The organism is Shimwellia blattae DSM 4481 = NBRC 105725, assembly GCF_000262305.1.
Classification (GTDB): domain Bacteria; phylum Pseudomonadota; class Gammaproteobacteria; order Enterobacterales; family Enterobacteriaceae; genus Shimwellia; species Shimwellia blattae.
Genome location: NC_017910.1, coordinates 2,019,596 through 2,033,933, shown reverse-complemented (window position 1 = coordinate 2,033,933; position 14,338 = coordinate 2,019,596). Strand labels below are relative to the sequence as shown.

The 14,338-nt window shown below is 52.8% G+C and carries 16 protein-coding genes; 11 read left to right on the top strand and 5 right to left on the bottom strand.

The features are described 5' to 3' along the window. Positions 1-33 precede the first annotated feature (33 nt). The 3 genes from EBL_RS09465 (at position 34) to pptA (ending at position 1,822) form a co-directional block, all read left to right on the top strand. A complete protein-coding gene (locus tag EBL_RS09465) occupies positions 34-939 on the top strand; it encodes a LysR substrate-binding domain-containing protein (RefSeq protein WP_002440943.1) in 906 nt (301 codons plus the stop codon). A gap of 248 nt (positions 940-1,187) precedes the next feature. Continuing rightward, the gene (locus tag EBL_RS09460) at positions 1,188-1,466 is read left to right on the top strand and encodes a YdgH/BhsA/McbA family protein (protein WP_002440944.1); all 279 of its coding nucleotides are present in this window, start codon (positions 1,188-1,190) and stop codon (positions 1,464-1,466) included. Positions 1,467-1,597: 131 nt separating this feature from the next. Further along, positions 1,598-1,822, top strand: a complete 225-nt coding sequence (gene pptA / locus EBL_RS09455) for a tautomerase PptA (RefSeq protein ID WP_002440945.1) — start codon at positions 1,598-1,600, stop codon at positions 1,820-1,822. A gap of 49 nt (positions 1,823-1,871) precedes the next feature. On the opposite strand, the gene EBL_RS09450 is transcribed toward pptA, so the two are convergent. Both EBL_RS09450 and EBL_RS09445 read right to left on the bottom strand, forming a co-directional pair. Continuing rightward, positions 1,872-2,762 carry a dihydrodipicolinate synthase family protein gene (locus tag EBL_RS09450; RefSeq protein WP_002440946.1) on the bottom strand — a complete coding sequence of 297 codons (891 nt, stop codon included), beginning with the start codon at positions 2,760-2,762 and terminating at the stop codon, positions 1,872-1,874. Between the two features lie 138 nt (positions 2,763-2,900). Beyond that, complete coding sequence (locus tag EBL_RS09445; RefSeq protein ID WP_002440947.1) at positions 2,901-3,782, bottom strand: MurR/RpiR family transcriptional regulator; 882 nt, start codon at positions 3,780-3,782, stop codon at positions 2,901-2,903. Positions 3,783-4,075: 293 nt separating this feature from the next. Here EBL_RS09445 and EBL_RS09440 point away from each other — a divergent pair, with 293 nt between their 5' ends. The 7 genes from EBL_RS09440 (at position 4,076) to EBL_RS09410 (ending at position 10,005) form a co-directional block, all read left to right on the top strand. After that, a complete protein-coding gene (locus EBL_RS09440) occupies positions 4,076-5,566 on the top strand; it encodes an MFS transporter (RefSeq protein ID WP_002440949.1) in 1,491 nt (496 codons plus the stop codon). Between the two features lie 53 nt (positions 5,567-5,619). Then, the gene (locus EBL_RS09435; protein WP_002440950.1) at positions 5,620-6,309 is read left to right on the top strand and encodes an N-acetylmannosamine-6-phosphate 2-epimerase; all 690 of its coding nucleotides are present in this window, start codon (positions 5,620-5,622) and stop codon (positions 6,307-6,309) included. Continuing rightward, positions 6,306-7,181, top strand: coding sequence for an N-acetylmannosamine kinase (gene nanK / locus EBL_RS09430; RefSeq protein ID WP_002440951.1), 876 nt, complete (start codon positions 6,306-6,308; stop codon positions 7,179-7,181). Before EBL_RS09435 ends, nanK begins: the two co-directional genes overlap by 4 nt. Further along, the gene (gene nanQ / locus EBL_RS09425; RefSeq protein ID WP_002440952.1) at positions 7,178-7,639 is read left to right on the top strand and encodes an N-acetylneuraminate anomerase; all 462 of its coding nucleotides are present in this window, start codon (positions 7,178-7,180) and stop codon (positions 7,637-7,639) included. The genes nanK and nanQ overlap by 4 nt, the downstream gene beginning before the upstream one ends. Positions 7,640-7,975: 336 nt before the next feature. After that, entirely contained in the window at positions 7,976-8,308 is a 333-nt protein-coding gene (locus tag EBL_RS09420) for a hypothetical protein (protein WP_232001948.1), read from the top strand. Positions 8,309-8,432: 124 nt separating this feature from the next. After that, positions 8,433-8,750, top strand: coding sequence for a helix-turn-helix domain-containing protein (locus EBL_RS09415; protein ID WP_002440955.1), 318 nt, complete (start codon positions 8,433-8,435; stop codon positions 8,748-8,750). Then, positions 8,743-10,005, top strand: a complete 1,263-nt coding sequence (locus tag EBL_RS09410) for a type II toxin-antitoxin system HipA family toxin (RefSeq protein WP_002440956.1) — start codon at positions 8,743-8,745, stop codon at positions 10,003-10,005. The genes EBL_RS09415 and EBL_RS09410 overlap by 8 nt, the downstream gene beginning before the upstream one ends. A 213-nt stretch (positions 10,006-10,218) precedes the next feature. On the opposite strand, the gene EBL_RS09405 is transcribed toward EBL_RS09410, so the two are convergent. The 3 genes from EBL_RS09405 to EBL_RS09395 all read right to left on the bottom strand — a co-directional run bounded on the left by EBL_RS09405 (position 10,219) and on the right by EBL_RS09395 (position 12,627). Beyond that, positions 10,219-11,121 carry an endonuclease/exonuclease/phosphatase family protein gene (locus EBL_RS09405; protein WP_014716008.1) on the bottom strand — a complete coding sequence of 301 codons (903 nt, stop codon included), beginning with the start codon at positions 11,119-11,121 and terminating at the stop codon, positions 10,219-10,221. A 198-nt stretch (positions 11,122-11,319) separates the two neighbouring features. Next, entirely contained in the window at positions 11,320-11,673 is a 354-nt protein-coding gene (locus tag EBL_RS09400) for a DUF1294 domain-containing protein (protein WP_002440958.1), read from the bottom strand. An 84-nt stretch (positions 11,674-11,757) separates the two neighbouring features. Next, complete coding sequence (locus tag EBL_RS09395; protein WP_002440959.1) at positions 11,758-12,627, bottom strand: SdiA-regulated domain-containing protein; 870 nt, start codon at positions 12,625-12,627, stop codon at positions 11,758-11,760. Positions 12,628-13,036: 409 nt separating this feature from the next. On the opposite strand from EBL_RS09395, the gene EBL_RS09390 reads away from it, so the two are divergent. Beyond that, complete coding sequence (locus EBL_RS09390) at positions 13,037-14,338, top strand: glycoside hydrolase family 10-like protein (RefSeq protein ID WP_002440961.1); 1,302 nt, start codon at positions 13,037-13,039, stop codon at positions 14,336-14,338.

Sequence of the window (14,338 nt, the reverse complement as noted above, 5' to 3'; positions counted from 1 at the left end):
TGAGCATCACTATTCCATTTATGGACCAATACTATGCAGCAGGATCTGAATGACCTCTATTACTTTGCCCGGGTAGTGGAGCGGGGGGGATTTGCAGAGGCGTCGCGCAGTACCGGGATACCGCGATCAACGCTCAGCCGCCGGATTGCCGCCCTTGAAGAGCGCCTGGGGGTGCGGCTGATCCAGCGCTCCACGCGCCGGTTTAATGTGACGGATATCGGCTGGCAGTATTACCAGCACTGCCAGTCGCTGGTGGCGGATGCCCAGGCCGCCCAGATGGTTATTGAGCGGGTAAACCAGGTGCCCCGGGGGAATGTGCGCTTCAGCTGCCATGTGGTGTTGCTGCACTCCTGTGTCGGGGCGATTGTCTCTGACTATATGCACCAGTTCCCGGAGGTGACCATTGAGGTGGAGTCCACTAACCGGCGGGTGGATGTCATCGGCGAGGGGTTTGATCTGGCTCTGCGGGTGTTACCGCCACCGCTGGAAGACAGCGAGCTGATTGTTAAGTATCTCGGGCGGGGGTATCAGTCGCTGGTGGCAAGCCCCGCACTGCTGGAAAAATATGGCGCACCCCGGAGCCTGGAGGATCTGGCAAACATGCCGGTGCTGGGGGTCAGCCAGCAGGATGAGCGGATGTACGGACACTGGCGGCTGACCAACCCGCAGGGAGAGGCCCAGCTTTTCAGCTACCGGCCAAGGCTTGCCAGTGATGATCTGGTGATGCTGCACCAGGGGGCCCTGGCGGGGCTTGGGGTTACCATTCTGCCGCGCATGATGCTGAAGGCGGATCTGGATGCGGGCCGGCTTATTCCTGTGCTCCCGGAATGGCAGCCCGGTCACCGGATTATTCATGCGTTATACCCGTCCCGGCGCGGGCTGTTATCGGCCGTGCGCCATTTTCTTGACTATCTGGAGCTGACTATCGGAGATATGTAACCTTCTTATAATCAGCCAGGGAATCATTAACATGTTAATTTTGCGACTAAAAACAGGTATTTTTTAAAAAAAATAATTACTGATTGTTTAAATTTACGCTACGCTTACTGCATCGGATCTCAGGGAACCAAAATGGGTCCGGTGGCATGATGACAGTGAACACATCAACCCGCTGCAAAACCCCATAAGGGGCGCGGTGTGGTGAAGTCTGTATGGCATATCTTTATCAAACGGAACGGGTATACAACATGAAAAAGATTCTGATTTCCTCTGCATTAGTGGCATCAATGGCGGCATTCAGTGCTTCAGCAGCAGATTTGATTTCTAAAGATGAAGCGCACCATTTCAACCTGAACTACATCGGTAACGTGTCTGTCAGCGCAAGCGGCGGGCAGGTGTCTTCACCGTCTGATCTGCATAAAAAATTATCTCAACTGGCAGATGCAAAAGGCGGTAAATACTACGTTATTATCGCAGCACGTCAGCATGGCCCGAACTTTGACGCGGTTGCTGAAGTCTTCAAATAACAGATTCAGACAGGGCGCTGTGCAGGCGCCCTTATTATTTCCCCGCCGCAGTATTGTCCCGTCTTTTATTCCCTGAACCAGGCGTTATAGTAGAGGCCCTGCATTTTCTGCAAACCGTTCAGGAGAGTGACATGCCTCATATCGATGTAAAATATTTCCCCCGTGAAGTGAGCAGCGAAGAAAAAGAAGCCATCGCCGCAGAGCTGTGCGCCGTTATTCAGAAACATTTTCAGTCAAAAGAGGGCGCGCTTTCCGTGACCATGGGAACCGTGGCGCCGGATAACTGGAAGGCAGATGTCTACGACCGGATTATTCACAGCCCGGACCTGGTTAAAAAGCCCGGGTATCAGATGTGATATGTGCCGGCCCCGTGATGCCGGGGCCGGACAGTGTGTTTTATCTGAATCAGATAAAGTCGGCGGCCCGGAATTTTTCCAGCGCCTCTTTTTTCTGCCCGGGTGTCATCGGGCGCAGGGGACGGCGCGGATCGCCGACATCAATACCGTGCAGCTGCATGGCCAGCTTCCCGGCGGCCACTCCACCGTACTGCACCAGGACACGAATAATCGCGATCACTTTATCCATACAGGCCGCCACGTCCTGATGGTCGCCCCGGTTAAAGCTCTCGATCAGCCGGTGATACAGCGGCGCTGCGTAGTTATAGGTGCTGCCAACGGCCCCCACCGCGCCACAGGCTAACCCGGCGGGCAGAAATTCATCCACACCAAACGGAATATCAAACTGGCCGTTATTCACCCGCAGGCAGCGCTGGAATTCGTACATATCGCCGGAGTTAAACTTCATGCCCGACAAGTTAGGGATCCTGTCGGCGGCGGTTATCAGAAACTGCTCCATATCCAGGCTCAGGCCGGACATGCCCGAGTGATAATAATAAAAGCCTTTGGAGGGGGCGGCGGCGGCAATAATCCGGCAATATTCGACTAAGTCTTCAACGGTGCCCGGTTTAAAGAAGCACGGCCCGATAACCGATGTCGCAAAAATATCTAAAGTTTCGGCGTGACGGCTCAGTTCCAGAGAGTCCGCGATGCTCAGCGCGCCGGTGTGCAGCGTGATGCTGAGCTTACCCTGGCTGGCGGCAACCCAGCGTTCGGCAATTTTTTTACGTTCATCAACAGAACAATGAATGCCTTCACCGGTTGTGCCACAGATATAAACACCGTTAACGCCCTGCTCAATGAGGTGCCCGGCAATGCGGTCGATCACCGGGTAATTAACGCTACTGTCTGTGTTAAAGGGGGTATGTGGGGCGGCAATCAGACCTGTTAACTTGTGCATAAAAAACCTCTTACGGTGTTTTGTTTCTTAATGAAAATAATTATGAAGTATAACTCCATGCTAGGGCGTTAACGATCGACTTGCAACCGCCAGGGGGCAGAGAGAAAAATCAATGCATCAAAGTGTGATCGGCGGCGCTTATTTCTGCCCGCACAGTGCATCCATGGTGCGCAGCTTATTGGTCATTGCGCGTTCGGGATCTTTTTGCACCAGCAGCGTATAGATCAGATCCAGGACAAACAGTTGCGCCGTCTTTGTGCCGAGGGAATCCCCCTGTAACCGGCCCTGACGATTACCGTTAATCAGGCAGAAATCGGCAGCGTCGCTGACCGGGGAGCCCAGATTATGGGTCAGCGCAACGGTAACGGCGCCTGACTGTTTGGCCAGTTTCAGGGCGTGGACCGTTTCGGGGGCGTCGCCGGAGTGGCTGATACCAATCGCCACGTCACCGGCCTTGAGCAGGGCGGCCTGCATATACATAAAATGGTTATTGGTTTCGGCATCCACCTGCAGGCCGATACGCATGAGTTTGTGTTTCATCTCGGTTGCGGTGACACCCGATGAGCCCACGCCGAAGATGGCGATCATGCGGCTGGTGTGTAATGCCTCAACCACTTGCTCCACCTGGTGCATATCCAGCAGATTGAGCGTCTCAGAAAGGACGTTATTAATTGTACTTTGCAGTTTTAAGCCAATCGTGTGTGCGTCATCCGTATCACTGATTTCCGCATCCAGTAATGTATTGCTGTCCTGGCTGTCTGTGGTGGCCAGTTCAATGGCCAGATCCATCTTGAAATCCTGGAATCCTTTATAACCCATCGTGCGACAGAACCGGATTATCGAGGCTTCGCCGACGTCAACCTCCTGCGATAAATCAGCAATAGAGAGCCGGGTGACTTTGTCCGGCGTGGCCAGAATAAACCCGGCAATACGTTGCCCGACGCGGGTCATATTGCTTTGCATCGCCCCTACGGTATCGAGAATTTTACCAGCTTTAATAAGAGTCGTTGATTGTGTCATGGCTTTGTTTTCAACAGGTTAGGATATACAGCGCGTAAGCGAATATGGGTTTCAGCAACAACCTGACAGCATTAAAAAGAGGCGTAAACCTCATTTCTGATGATGAGCAGACGGAATTTATCATTTATTGAGCGTGTTCACATATTACCGAATCCCGTGTTGTGGAGTTTTATTTTTTAAATATAACATTATTCGGAGTTTGGCTCCACGCTATATCCGGAAGACAAACCATACAGCCTCATTATTTCACCCTACACGGCGTTTAGACGCTTTGCTCATCGCTGGAGAGCAAAATGAATACAACAACAAATAGTACCGTATGGTACAAACACCTGAATAAAGCACAATGGCGGGCTTTTTCCGCCGCGTGGATTGGTTATTTGCTGGACGGTTTTGATTTTGTTCTGATTGCGCTGGTACTGACTGATATTCAGAGCGAATTTCAGCTTAATACCGTGCAGGCGGCAAGCCTGATCTCTGCCGCGTTTATCTCGCGCTGGTTTGGCGGGCTGATGCTGGGAGCCATGGGGGATCGCTATGGCCGGCGTCTGGCAATGGTCACCAGTATTATTATGTTTTCTGTGGGCACCCTGGCTTGCGGCCTGGCGCCGGGTTACACCAGTATGTTTATCGCCCGCCTGCTAATCGGCATGGGCATGGCGGGTGAGTACGGCTCCAGTGCTACTTATGTTATTGAGAGCTGGCCAAAGCATTTACGCAATAAAGCGAGCGGTTTTTTAATCTCCGGGTTTTCTGTCGGTGCGGTGGTCTCTGCACAGGTTTACAGCCTGGTCGTGCCGGTCTGGGGCTGGCGCGCGCTGTTCCTCATTGGCATCCTGCCGATTATCTTTGCCCTGTGGTTACGCAAAAATATTCCGGAAGCGGAAGACTGGAAAGAGCGCCAGGCAAATAAAACCCCGGTCCGCACGATGGTGGATATTCTCTACCGGGGTAAACACAGGGTTATTAATATCGTCATGACGCTGGTGGCGGCTGTTGCTCTGTGGTTTTGCTTCACCGGCCATGTTAATAGCCAGGCCGTGATTTTACTGCTGGCGCTGGTCTGCGCGGTTATTTTTATCAGCTTTATGGTGCAAAGTAGCGGCAAGCGCTGGCCAACCGGCGTAATGCTGATGGTGGTGGTGTTATTTGCCTTCCTTTATTCCTGGCCTATTCAGGCATTACTGCCGACATACCTGAAAAGTGAACTGGGTTATGACCCGGCAGCGGTCGCACAGGTTCTGTTCTTTAGCGGGTTTGGTGCAGCAGCAGGCTGCATTGTCGGGGGCTTTCTCGGGGACTGGCTCGGCACGCGAAAAGCGTATGCCTGGAGCCTGCTGGCCTCTCAGTTTCTGATTATTCCGGTCTTCGCGATTGGCGGCCACAGTATCTGGGCCCTGGGGGCACTGCTGTTTTTCCAGCAAATGCTGGGACAGGGGATTGCCGGGATCCTGCCTAAACTTATCGGCGGTTATTTTGATACTGACCAGCGCGCAGCAGGGCTCGGGTTTACCTATAACGTGGGCGCATTAGGCGGCGCTGCGGCCCCGGTTATCGGTGCGCTTGTTGCCCAGCACATGAATTTAGGCACTGCGCTTGGCTCCCTCTCTTTCAGCCTGACTTTCGTGGTTATTTTACTGATTGGCCTGGATATGCCTTCCCGCGTTCAGCGCTGGATCAACCCTGAAGCCCTCCGTACTCATGATGCCATTGACGGGAAACCGTTAAGCGGTGCGTTCGTTCGTCGTGCCAAAAACGCCACTGTTGCTGAGTGCGAGCATTAATAATAAATGTGCCCGCTGGCCGGGCAGTTACTGAAGTGAAGTAAGGAAGTTTTATGTCATTGTTAAATAGTCTTGATTCTAAAATTCGCGCATCCAGTGGCCTGATCGTTTCCTGCCAGCCTGTACCTGGCAGCCCGCTGGATAAACCAGAGATTGTTGCGGCAATGGCGCTGGCAGCAGAGCAGGCCGGGGCGGTGGCGATACGTATCGAAGGGATCGCCAATATGAACGCGGCACGCAAGGTGGTGAGTGTGCCGATTATTGGCATCATTAAACGGGATCTGGATGATTCGCCAGTGCGCATCACGCCGTTTCTGGAGGATGTCGCCGCGCTGGCGCAGGCGGGCGCGAGCATTATCGCCTTTGACGGGACACAGCGGGTCCGGCCGGTGCCGGTTGAGGAGATGATTGCCTGTATTCATCAGCATCAGTGCATTGCCATGGCTGACTGCTCCTCACTGGAGGATGGCATGTACTGCCATCAGGCCGGGGCGGAGATTATTGGCACGACGCTTTCCGGCTATGTGGGCGATGAGGTGCCGGAGGCACCGGATCTTGCCCTGGTCCGATCGCTGCATGATTTGGGGTATCGGGTGATTGCCGAAGGGCGCTATAACTCCCCGCAGCTGGCGGCTAAGGCTATGCAGCAGGGGGCCTGGGCGGTGACTATCGGCTCGGCCATTACGCGCCTTGAACATATCTGCCAGTGGTACAGCGATGCGCTGCGTGGAGCGGTGCGATGATGACCCTGGCTATCGATATCGGCGGCACAAAACTGGCGGCGGCGCTGGTGGACAACCGGCAGCAGATCACGGAGCGCCACACACTGCCAACCCCCGCAAGCCAGACGCCAGACGCCCTGAACAGCGCGCTGGCTGAGCTGATAGCGCCCTTTCAGGGGCGGGCTTCGCGCGTTGCGGTGGCCGCGACCGGTATCATCCGTGACGGTGTATTGTCGGCGCTCAACCCGGATAATTTAGGCGGGCTGGCCCGCTATCCACTGACGGAGACCTTGTCCCGGCTCACCGGGCTGCCTTGCCTGGCGGTGAATGATGCCCAGGCGGCCGCCTGGGCTGAATTCCGGGCGTTATCCGGCGCGTACAGTGAGATGGTTTTTCTCACCGTTTCGACGGGGGTCGGGGGCGGTATTATCTGCCAGGGTAAGCTGCTGACCGGGGCAGGAGGGTTAGCCGGGCATATCGGACACACGCTGGCCGATCCCCATGGCCCGCGCTGTGGCTGCGGGCGGACCGGATGTGTGGAGGTTATCGCCTCCGGCCGGGGTATTGCTGCCGCGGCCACGGATGAACTCCAGGGCATGAGCGCGAAAGAGATTTTTGCCCTGCATTTACAGGGGCATCCGCAGGCGGGCGTCTTAGTCCGCCGTTCTGCGCAGGCCATTGCCCGCTTAATTGCGGATCTGAAAGCGGTAACGGATTGCCAGTGCGTTGTTCTGGGGGGCAGTGTGGGGCTGGCTGACGGGTATTTATCCCTGGTGGAATCCTTCCTTTTACAGGCGCCTGCGGTATATCACACCCCACTGATGACCGCACAGTATCAACATGATGCGGGGCTTTCAGGCGCCGCGCTTTTAGCTCAGGAGAGTGGATTATGATAGCCGGATATACCCATAGCCCGGCGTTGGCCGGATTACCGCCGCAGTTATCGCAGATAATCAGCGCCGCCCTGGAAAGAAAGCCAGAAGCGTTAGACCCGGGCCGGTATACGCTGACGGATAATGATGTCTATATGAATGTTATGCAGTTTCTTACCGGGCCCGATGACGCCAGGCAGGCGGAGCTGCATGAACAGTATATTGATATTCAGATATTACTGGCCGGTGAGGAGAAGATTAAATACGGTTTTACCGGGAGTGCACAACACGGCGAAGAGTGGCACCGGGATGATGACTACCAGTTATGCGGGGCGATCCGGGACGAGCAGATAATAACGCTGACGCCGGGCATGTTTGTTGTTTTCTTCCCCCATGAACCTCATAAGCCGGGGTTGTGTACCGGTACGCCCGCTGAAATTAAAAAGGTTGTTATCAAGGTGAACAAAAATATTCTTTAATTCACAATACAGCAGCAGGGGCAGGGGGAAAGCCCGTTTGAACAGAGCTATCCGTCAATCACAGCTAATCCGCTGGCGCTGCTGCGCCCGTGCTGATGTAGTCCGGGAGGTGAGCTGTGTGGCAGGATCGATAAAAATAATCTCGTTTGGCCGCCACTTGCCCTACAGTCATAGAGAGCAGTGATAGTGTCAGGATGTCACTGCGAAGATGTGGCAACATTAATAAGCCACGCATCTGCGTTAAGATTTCCTTAAGACCGATGGAATAAATTTGTCGTTATAGCGGGCTAAAGGACGATAATTATGCTTAACATGCTGAATTTATGTGCAGTGCCAGTGAGTGAAGATAACGCTGGCGATTTACCTCAGAAATACTACCAGGAAAAACTGCTCCAGTGGGCTACGGAAAGTATGAAGGCCGATCTGCCCGGGGCATTTTTTCAGGCCCGGTTGTTGTGTACCAAATTTCCGGATCTTGCGGAGCCCGGCCAGGTGATTGTTTGTGCCTTTCATGATGTAAAACTTACCGCCGACGCTGATTATGAGGATTTTACCCCTGCGGATGATAGCTACCCGGCAAAATGTATCGAGGCCATTCTTGAGGGTATGGACTGGGTTGAAGCATCGGTTATTTTTGATCAGGAATCGCTCTCATTCGAGTGGTGCTGAGCGTTACCTGATGATGCCCCGGGACGGGGCATTGCGTGTTTTTTTCACTTCCCCACTGCCATCCATACAGATATAACTCTATAATATTGGGTGTTAAGCCATTAAAACAAAGATAACACACAACATGATAGATTTATCATTTACAAAACCCGAAGAGCTCGTTTCCCTGTTGTGCGACCGGTTGCGTACAGAGCGCATTAATCAGCAAATGACCCAGGCAGAACTGGCCAAAAGGGCTGGTCTTGGCGTGAATACGGTATCTAATCTTGAATCGGGAAAGAATACCGGGTTTGAGAATGTTGTCCGTATCGCTATGGTTCTGGGGCGTACAGCTGAGCTGGAGGCACTTTTCAAACCCAAACTTGAGAGCCTTGAAGATCTCCGACGCTATGAGTCAACCCTGGTTCGCCAGCGCATCAGAAAAAGGAATCGCGATGATTAATAGTGTTGAGATTTTTTATGAAGGATGGGGAGAACGCTGGCTCTGGGGTACGCTGGTAACCACAACGGCACTGACCGGGCGCCCGGTTATTATGTTTGAATATAGCCAGCAGGCCAAAAAGCGTGGCCTTGAACTGGCTCGTTATTCACTGCCGCTCAACGGGCCAGGGCTGCGCCGTGAATTTCCACAACACCAGCTCGGATTGCCAGGCCCGGTATACGATTCTTTGCCTGACGGATGGGGAATGCTGCTGATGGACCGGTTGTTTCGCAGGCGCGGTCTTAATGCAGCCAGAATTGGTCCCCTTGAGCGGCTAACGTATATCGGTAGTAATGCAATGGGGGCGATGACGTATATGCCCGTTGCGCCAGATGCAGCTCCCGTTGATGACGATATCCCGGTGAGTCAGTTAGCCGCAGAGGTTCAGGAGGTCCAGAAAGGGGAAGGGGGCGAATTTCTGAACCGACTGCTCCTTATGGGAGGCTCTCCGCAAGGTGCCAGGCCGAAGGTATTATTGTACAGAAACGTCATAACCGGCGAGTTTACGACTGTAGCAGCGCATGAACTGGAACCGTGGCTTATTAAATTCCCGGCCGTACAGGAGCACCCGGAAGTCTGTGCCATTGAAATGGTTTATGCCGAATGCCTGCGGGAATGCGGTATAGACACACCGGAGACGCAGTATTTTGAACTTCCTGGCGGCCAGGCGGCGTTTGCCACCCGACGGTTTGATCGCTACCAGGGAATGCGTGTACCGATGCAAAGCCTGGCGGCATTCACCGGGGCAAACTATCAGGTTCCTGGATCGATGGATTATGCCAGTTTTCTCCGGGCAACTCAGTTTTGTACTAATGATGTCCGGGAGAAGAAACGCGCGTTTGAACGCATTGTCTTCAATATTATTTTTAATAACCGGGATGATCACCCCAAGAATTTCGCTTATCTGATGTCCCGGGAAGGTTTCTGGTCGCTGGCGCCTGCATTTGATATCACATACTGCGCAGGCCCGGGAGGTTATCACCAGATGGATGTTATGGGGGAAGCGCTGGATATTAGCCGTGAGGATATTTTGCAGCTGGGTATCCGGGAGGCCGGATTATCGGAAACAGAAGTTACCCGGGTAGTTTCGTGCATTGCCAGTGTGGCAACAGGGTTTTCAGTAAAATCACAGGCATTACTTCCCGGGAAAATAACGAAGGACTCATTGCAGTATATTCAGTCCCGTATCGATGAGAATATTGCGCGTCTTACATAGAGCTATGGGACACCCGTGCACAAATGACGGTATCAACGACCTGGATTCTGTCTGACTTCATTTAAATTCGCATAATGTATATTATGTTAAATTGCATGTAATGGTCAGAACGGCTATCAGATCACCCGATGTTCCCACCGGTGTACACTTCCCCCCCTCTGGCTGACTGCAGCATATAAAAACGGGGCCTCTATCAGGAAGCCCCTTGTCATTTTACTGTTCGGTGAGCTCCATCTCGGCAATCACCGGTAGATGATCACTGGCTGCCGACCAGTTAAACGATGGAGAGTTATGCGGAATCTCGAGCTTTTTTACGTCCCACTTTTGCCCTTTGAAGGTAAAAATGTGGTCGATATCAATGGCGGGATTGACGGCTGGCCAGCTGCGGGTATCGGTCCCTGGTTTTGAGACTTCATTAAAGAAATAACCAATCTCTTTTACCGGCTGCTCTTCGCGTGTGGAATTGAAATCACCGGCCAGGATCTTAATGGCGGAGGCAATGTCCTTAAAATCAGAGCTCGCATCGCCGATACTCAGATCCAGCAGATAACGCGCCTGCTCGGTACGAATGGTGGGATTTTTTTGCCAGTCCAGATGCGTTACGATGATTACCGGTGCTGAATCAAACCCCGGCACCTCGACTTGCGCCAGCAAGGCGACACGCTGTTCGGCATTGCCTGATGGCAGCTTAACGACCTGCGAATGCAAAATTTTATATTTTGACAACAGCCCCAGCCCATATTCGCCGTCGTCAAAATCCAGCGCCTTACCAAACACATAGTGCATGTTATTCGCATCAGCAATCGTCTTTAGCTGATCGATTTTCTGGCTACGCTTGGTTTTGTTATCCACTTCCGGTACTGCAATAATGTCAGCGTTGATTTTTTTAATCGCTGAATTAAGTGCTGTAAAATCAGCTACGTTATCGGAAGCCTCATTCTTGCCGATATTATAGGTGGCTATACGCAGCGTTGGCTTATCCCTGGTGTAAACCTTATCGGGCACCCCGCCTTTCTGCACGGCAAGTATCTCATTACCTGCAAGTTTCTCAGAAGCCTCCACGTTAGCCACCAGGCATGCCAGCGCCGCCATAGTGAGTACAAATCTCATTTTCATCACTCGTGATTACCTTTGTTTAAACAATATGGTAATGAGGATATCGAGTGAAGCCATCCATTGCCGTGAAACGTTGCACAAACTTATAACGTAAAGAGAATTAAGTGACACACTGAATGATAAGGATTTTTTCGGCATGACGAGAAGTCGTCGGCTTTATATGCTCATCCCCCGTGCTTATGTACGGGGGATTTAAGATCAGCGCATATGGACCTGCATAAACAAATACAGCCAGTACCCACCGGCCATTGCGGCCAGGCTGATAACCACACTCAGCCAGAACCAGGTTTTAAACGGCTGCTTCTGGGTTTTGTGGTGAAACAGATGCTGACCGGCAATGGCACCTGGCCAGCCACCGGTCAGGCCAAAGGCCAGCAAAGTCAGCTCTGGCACCCTGCTCCATCCTTTGCAGGCCGCCAGCTTGTCACCGCCATAGATCAAAAACGTCAGCAGGTTGATAAATACCCCCCACGCTATCAGGTGATATGGCAGCACCGCGCTGGCAATTGCCGCCAGCGCCATCAGGAAATAACAAAAATGATTTAATTTCATACAAATTGCCGTTACGGGCTACGACTGGTTACGCAAACGACAAATATACCTGACACCGCCCGGCAATGCGCTGACATTCGTGATTTACGGATTTTTCGTACCGGCCAGCGGCACAAATTTATAGAACAGGTTTGGCTCACTGGCGACATAGATATTACCCGCCGAGTCAGAGGCAACCCCCTCAGCCTGGGGAACATCTTTTTCCAGCCCGTGGTGCCCGGCCCTCAGATTCAGTACCCCGGTAACTTTCCCTTCCGGGTCGATTTGCACCAGACCTTTAGACTGATCGGATAAAATAAACAAATTCCCCTTGTCAAAATTCAGGGCAGAAATATCTTTAACGTTAACATTTTTAAGTAATTCGTTAACTTTATAGATACCGGTAATATGGTTACTGGCATCCCATTTTACTGAATACAGGCCATAAGGATCGCGCTCTTTGGCGACATAAAGCGTTTTTTTATCCGCATCCCAGGCCATGCCTTCAAATCCACGGTTACTTTTGGGGGTAATAAATTGCAGATCAATGGTGCCGACCGGTTTAACAGGCTGTAAATTCGCAAGATTCACAATATGTAACACGGAGCTGCGCTCATCGACCATGGCCAGTTTACCGTCGCCAATATATTCCACCGTTTCCGCATCTTTAATGAAGGTCAGCGGGCTGCGTGAAATAATGTCGCCGTCCGTGGTCAGCTTCAGCAGTGTTGCCGGTTTGTTCAGGGTTGCGACCAGAATGTTCTCTTCCGGGATATAGGTCAGAGAAGATAAGTTGCTCACATCTGGCAACTTTTTCAGCATCTTAAGCGTATAGGCCGGATCACTGACAGTCACCTCACCGGCCAGCGAATAATAGACAGCGCCGCCACCAAGAATAAAAAAGAGGGCTAAAAAAGATAACGCTATGTTAATGCTTTTTCTGTAAACCTTACCAAATGCACAGATGTTTACCATAAAACGCCAAACTCCTTATTACCACCAGATAACAATCGTACAAAAAACGTTTGCGGTGGAATTATATTTTACCTGAAACCTGATAACACAACGTTAGCTTTAGATAAGCCGGAATATCAAATGATCTTAATTTTATATTTTGTATAATGAATAAAAAACAAACAAAATAGCGTAAGATTTTATCTGCTGATTTATTATCTGAGAATCAATGGCGCCATAACAAGATAAAAACACTGCGCCCGCGCGATCCCCCCACATTGCTGCGCATTTCCCTGCCCTGCGGCGGCTGCGCTTCCTGGCTATTGCCGCCCTTGCGAATATCAATACAGACCTGAATAATAGGCAAATGTTCCCTTTCCACTGACCATCAGCCATAAACGGAGCCCCTATTATCTCTCGTTATCGCAAAATGCCCCCGGCAACCACCTTAAAAAGAGCCGGTGCCCTGACGGCGGTTGTCGCCGGTGCCCTGCTGTTTATCAGCTGCTCTTCTACACCGCCGCCGCAGGTCACCACGCCCCCTGCTCCGCCCCCGGAAACCAGCGTCCAGCCCCCGCTGCGTGGCGTATGGCTGACAACGGTAAACCACCTCGACTGGCCCCCGGCAGATTCTGCCAGTATCAGCGATACGGCCCTGCGTATCCGGGTGCAGCAACAGTCGCTGATAGCCAGGCTCGAGCAGCTAAAAAGCCTTGGCATCAATACCGTCTTTTTCCAGGTAAAGCCCGATGGTTCCGCATTATGGGCGTCAAAAATTCTGCCCTGGTCGGAGCTTATGACCGGGCATCTGGGCCGGGATCCCGGGTTCGATCCGCTGCGCTTTATCCTTGATGAGGCCCACAAACGGGGCATTAAAGTTCACGCCTGGTTCAACCCTTACCGGGTCACCGTCAATACCCTTCCGGCCACCATTGCCGCTATGAGCGCCACCCGTGGTCAGAGCCCGTCCAGCGTTTACCTGCAGCACCCGGAGTGGATCCGCACAGCCGCTGGCCGCTTTGTGCTGGACCCGGGGATCCCGGCCGTCCGGGACTGGATAACCAGCATCGTCACGGAAGTGACGGATAATTACCCGGTGGATGGCGTGCAGTTTGATGATTACTTCTATACGGAGTCTTCCGGTGCGGTGCTGGACGATAACCAGACCTTCTGGCAATACGGCCAGGCATTTGACTCAAAACCGGCCTGGCGGCGCCACAATACGCAGCTGCTTATTGAGCAGGTTTCACGCGCCATTCGCCAGCATAAACCGGAGATTGTCTTCGGTATCAGCCCGGCCGGGATCTGGCGCAACCGGAGCCAGGATCCCGCAGGCTCCGATACCCGGGGTGCGGCAACCTATGATGAGTCCTATGCGGATACCCGGCTCTGGGTACAACAGGGATTGCTGGACTATATCGCCCCGCAGCTTTACTGGCCCTTTGGCCGGGAGGTCGCCCGCTATGATGTGCTCGCCCGGTGGTGGGCCGATGTTGTAAAACCTACCCGTACCCGGCTGTATATCGGTGTCGCGCTGTATAAGGTGGGCAATCCCTCGGCCAGCGAACCAGACTGGGGCACAGAAGGCGGTGTTGCGGAGCTGAAAAAACAGCTGGATCTGAACGAGCAACTCCCCCAGGTCAGCGGCACGATTTTGTTCCGGGCAGCGAATCTGGATCAGCCACAAACCCGGGAAGCGGTCAGCTATCTGCGCAGCCGCTGGGGGCAGTAA

Excerpts from the sequence above, each read along its gene's own strand:
- EBL_RS09435 (WP_002440950.1), top strand. The coding sequence starts at position 5,620 with ATGTCATTGTTAAATAGTCTTGATTCTAAAATTCGCGCATCCAGTGGC.
- EBL_RS09400 (WP_002440958.1), bottom strand. The coding sequence starts at position 11,673 with ATGAAATTAAATCATTTTTGTTATTTCCTGATGGCGCTGGCGGCAATT.
- nanQ (WP_002440952.1), top strand. The coding sequence starts at position 7,178 with ATGATAGCCGGATATACCCATAGCCCGGCGTTGGCCGGATTACCGCCG.
- EBL_RS09390 (WP_002440961.1), top strand. The coding sequence starts at position 13,037 with ATGCCCCCGGCAACCACCTTAAAAAGAGCCGGTGCCCTGACGGCGGTT.
- EBL_RS09445 (WP_002440947.1), bottom strand. The coding sequence starts at position 3,782 with ATGACACAATCAACGACTCTTATTAAAGCTGGTAAAATTCTCGATACC.
- EBL_RS09395 (WP_002440959.1), bottom strand. The coding sequence starts at position 12,627 with ATGGTAAACATCTGTGCATTTGGTAAGGTTTACAGAAAAAGCATTAAC.
- EBL_RS09410 (WP_002440956.1), top strand. The coding sequence starts at position 8,743 with ATGATTAATAGTGTTGAGATTTTTTATGAAGGATGGGGAGAACGCTGG.
- EBL_RS09465 (WP_002440943.1), top strand. The coding sequence starts at position 34 with ATGCAGCAGGATCTGAATGACCTCTATTACTTTGCCCGGGTAGTGGAG.
- EBL_RS09415 (WP_002440955.1), top strand. The coding sequence starts at position 8,433 with ATGATAGATTTATCATTTACAAAACCCGAAGAGCTCGTTTCCCTGTTG.
- EBL_RS09440 (WP_002440949.1), top strand. The coding sequence starts at position 4,076 with ATGAATACAACAACAAATAGTACCGTATGGTACAAACACCTGAATAAA.
- nanK (WP_002440951.1), top strand. The coding sequence starts at position 6,306 with ATGATGACCCTGGCTATCGATATCGGCGGCACAAAACTGGCGGCGGCG.
- EBL_RS09460 (WP_002440944.1), top strand. The coding sequence starts at position 1,188 with ATGAAAAAGATTCTGATTTCCTCTGCATTAGTGGCATCAATGGCGGCA.
- EBL_RS09405 (WP_014716008.1), bottom strand. The coding sequence starts at position 11,121 with ATGAAAATGAGATTTGTACTCACTATGGCGGCGCTGGCATGCCTGGTG.
- EBL_RS09450 (WP_002440946.1), bottom strand. The coding sequence starts at position 2,762 with ATGCACAAGTTAACAGGTCTGATTGCCGCCCCACATACCCCCTTTAAC.
- pptA (WP_002440945.1), top strand. The coding sequence starts at position 1,598 with ATGCCTCATATCGATGTAAAATATTTCCCCCGTGAAGTGAGCAGCGAA.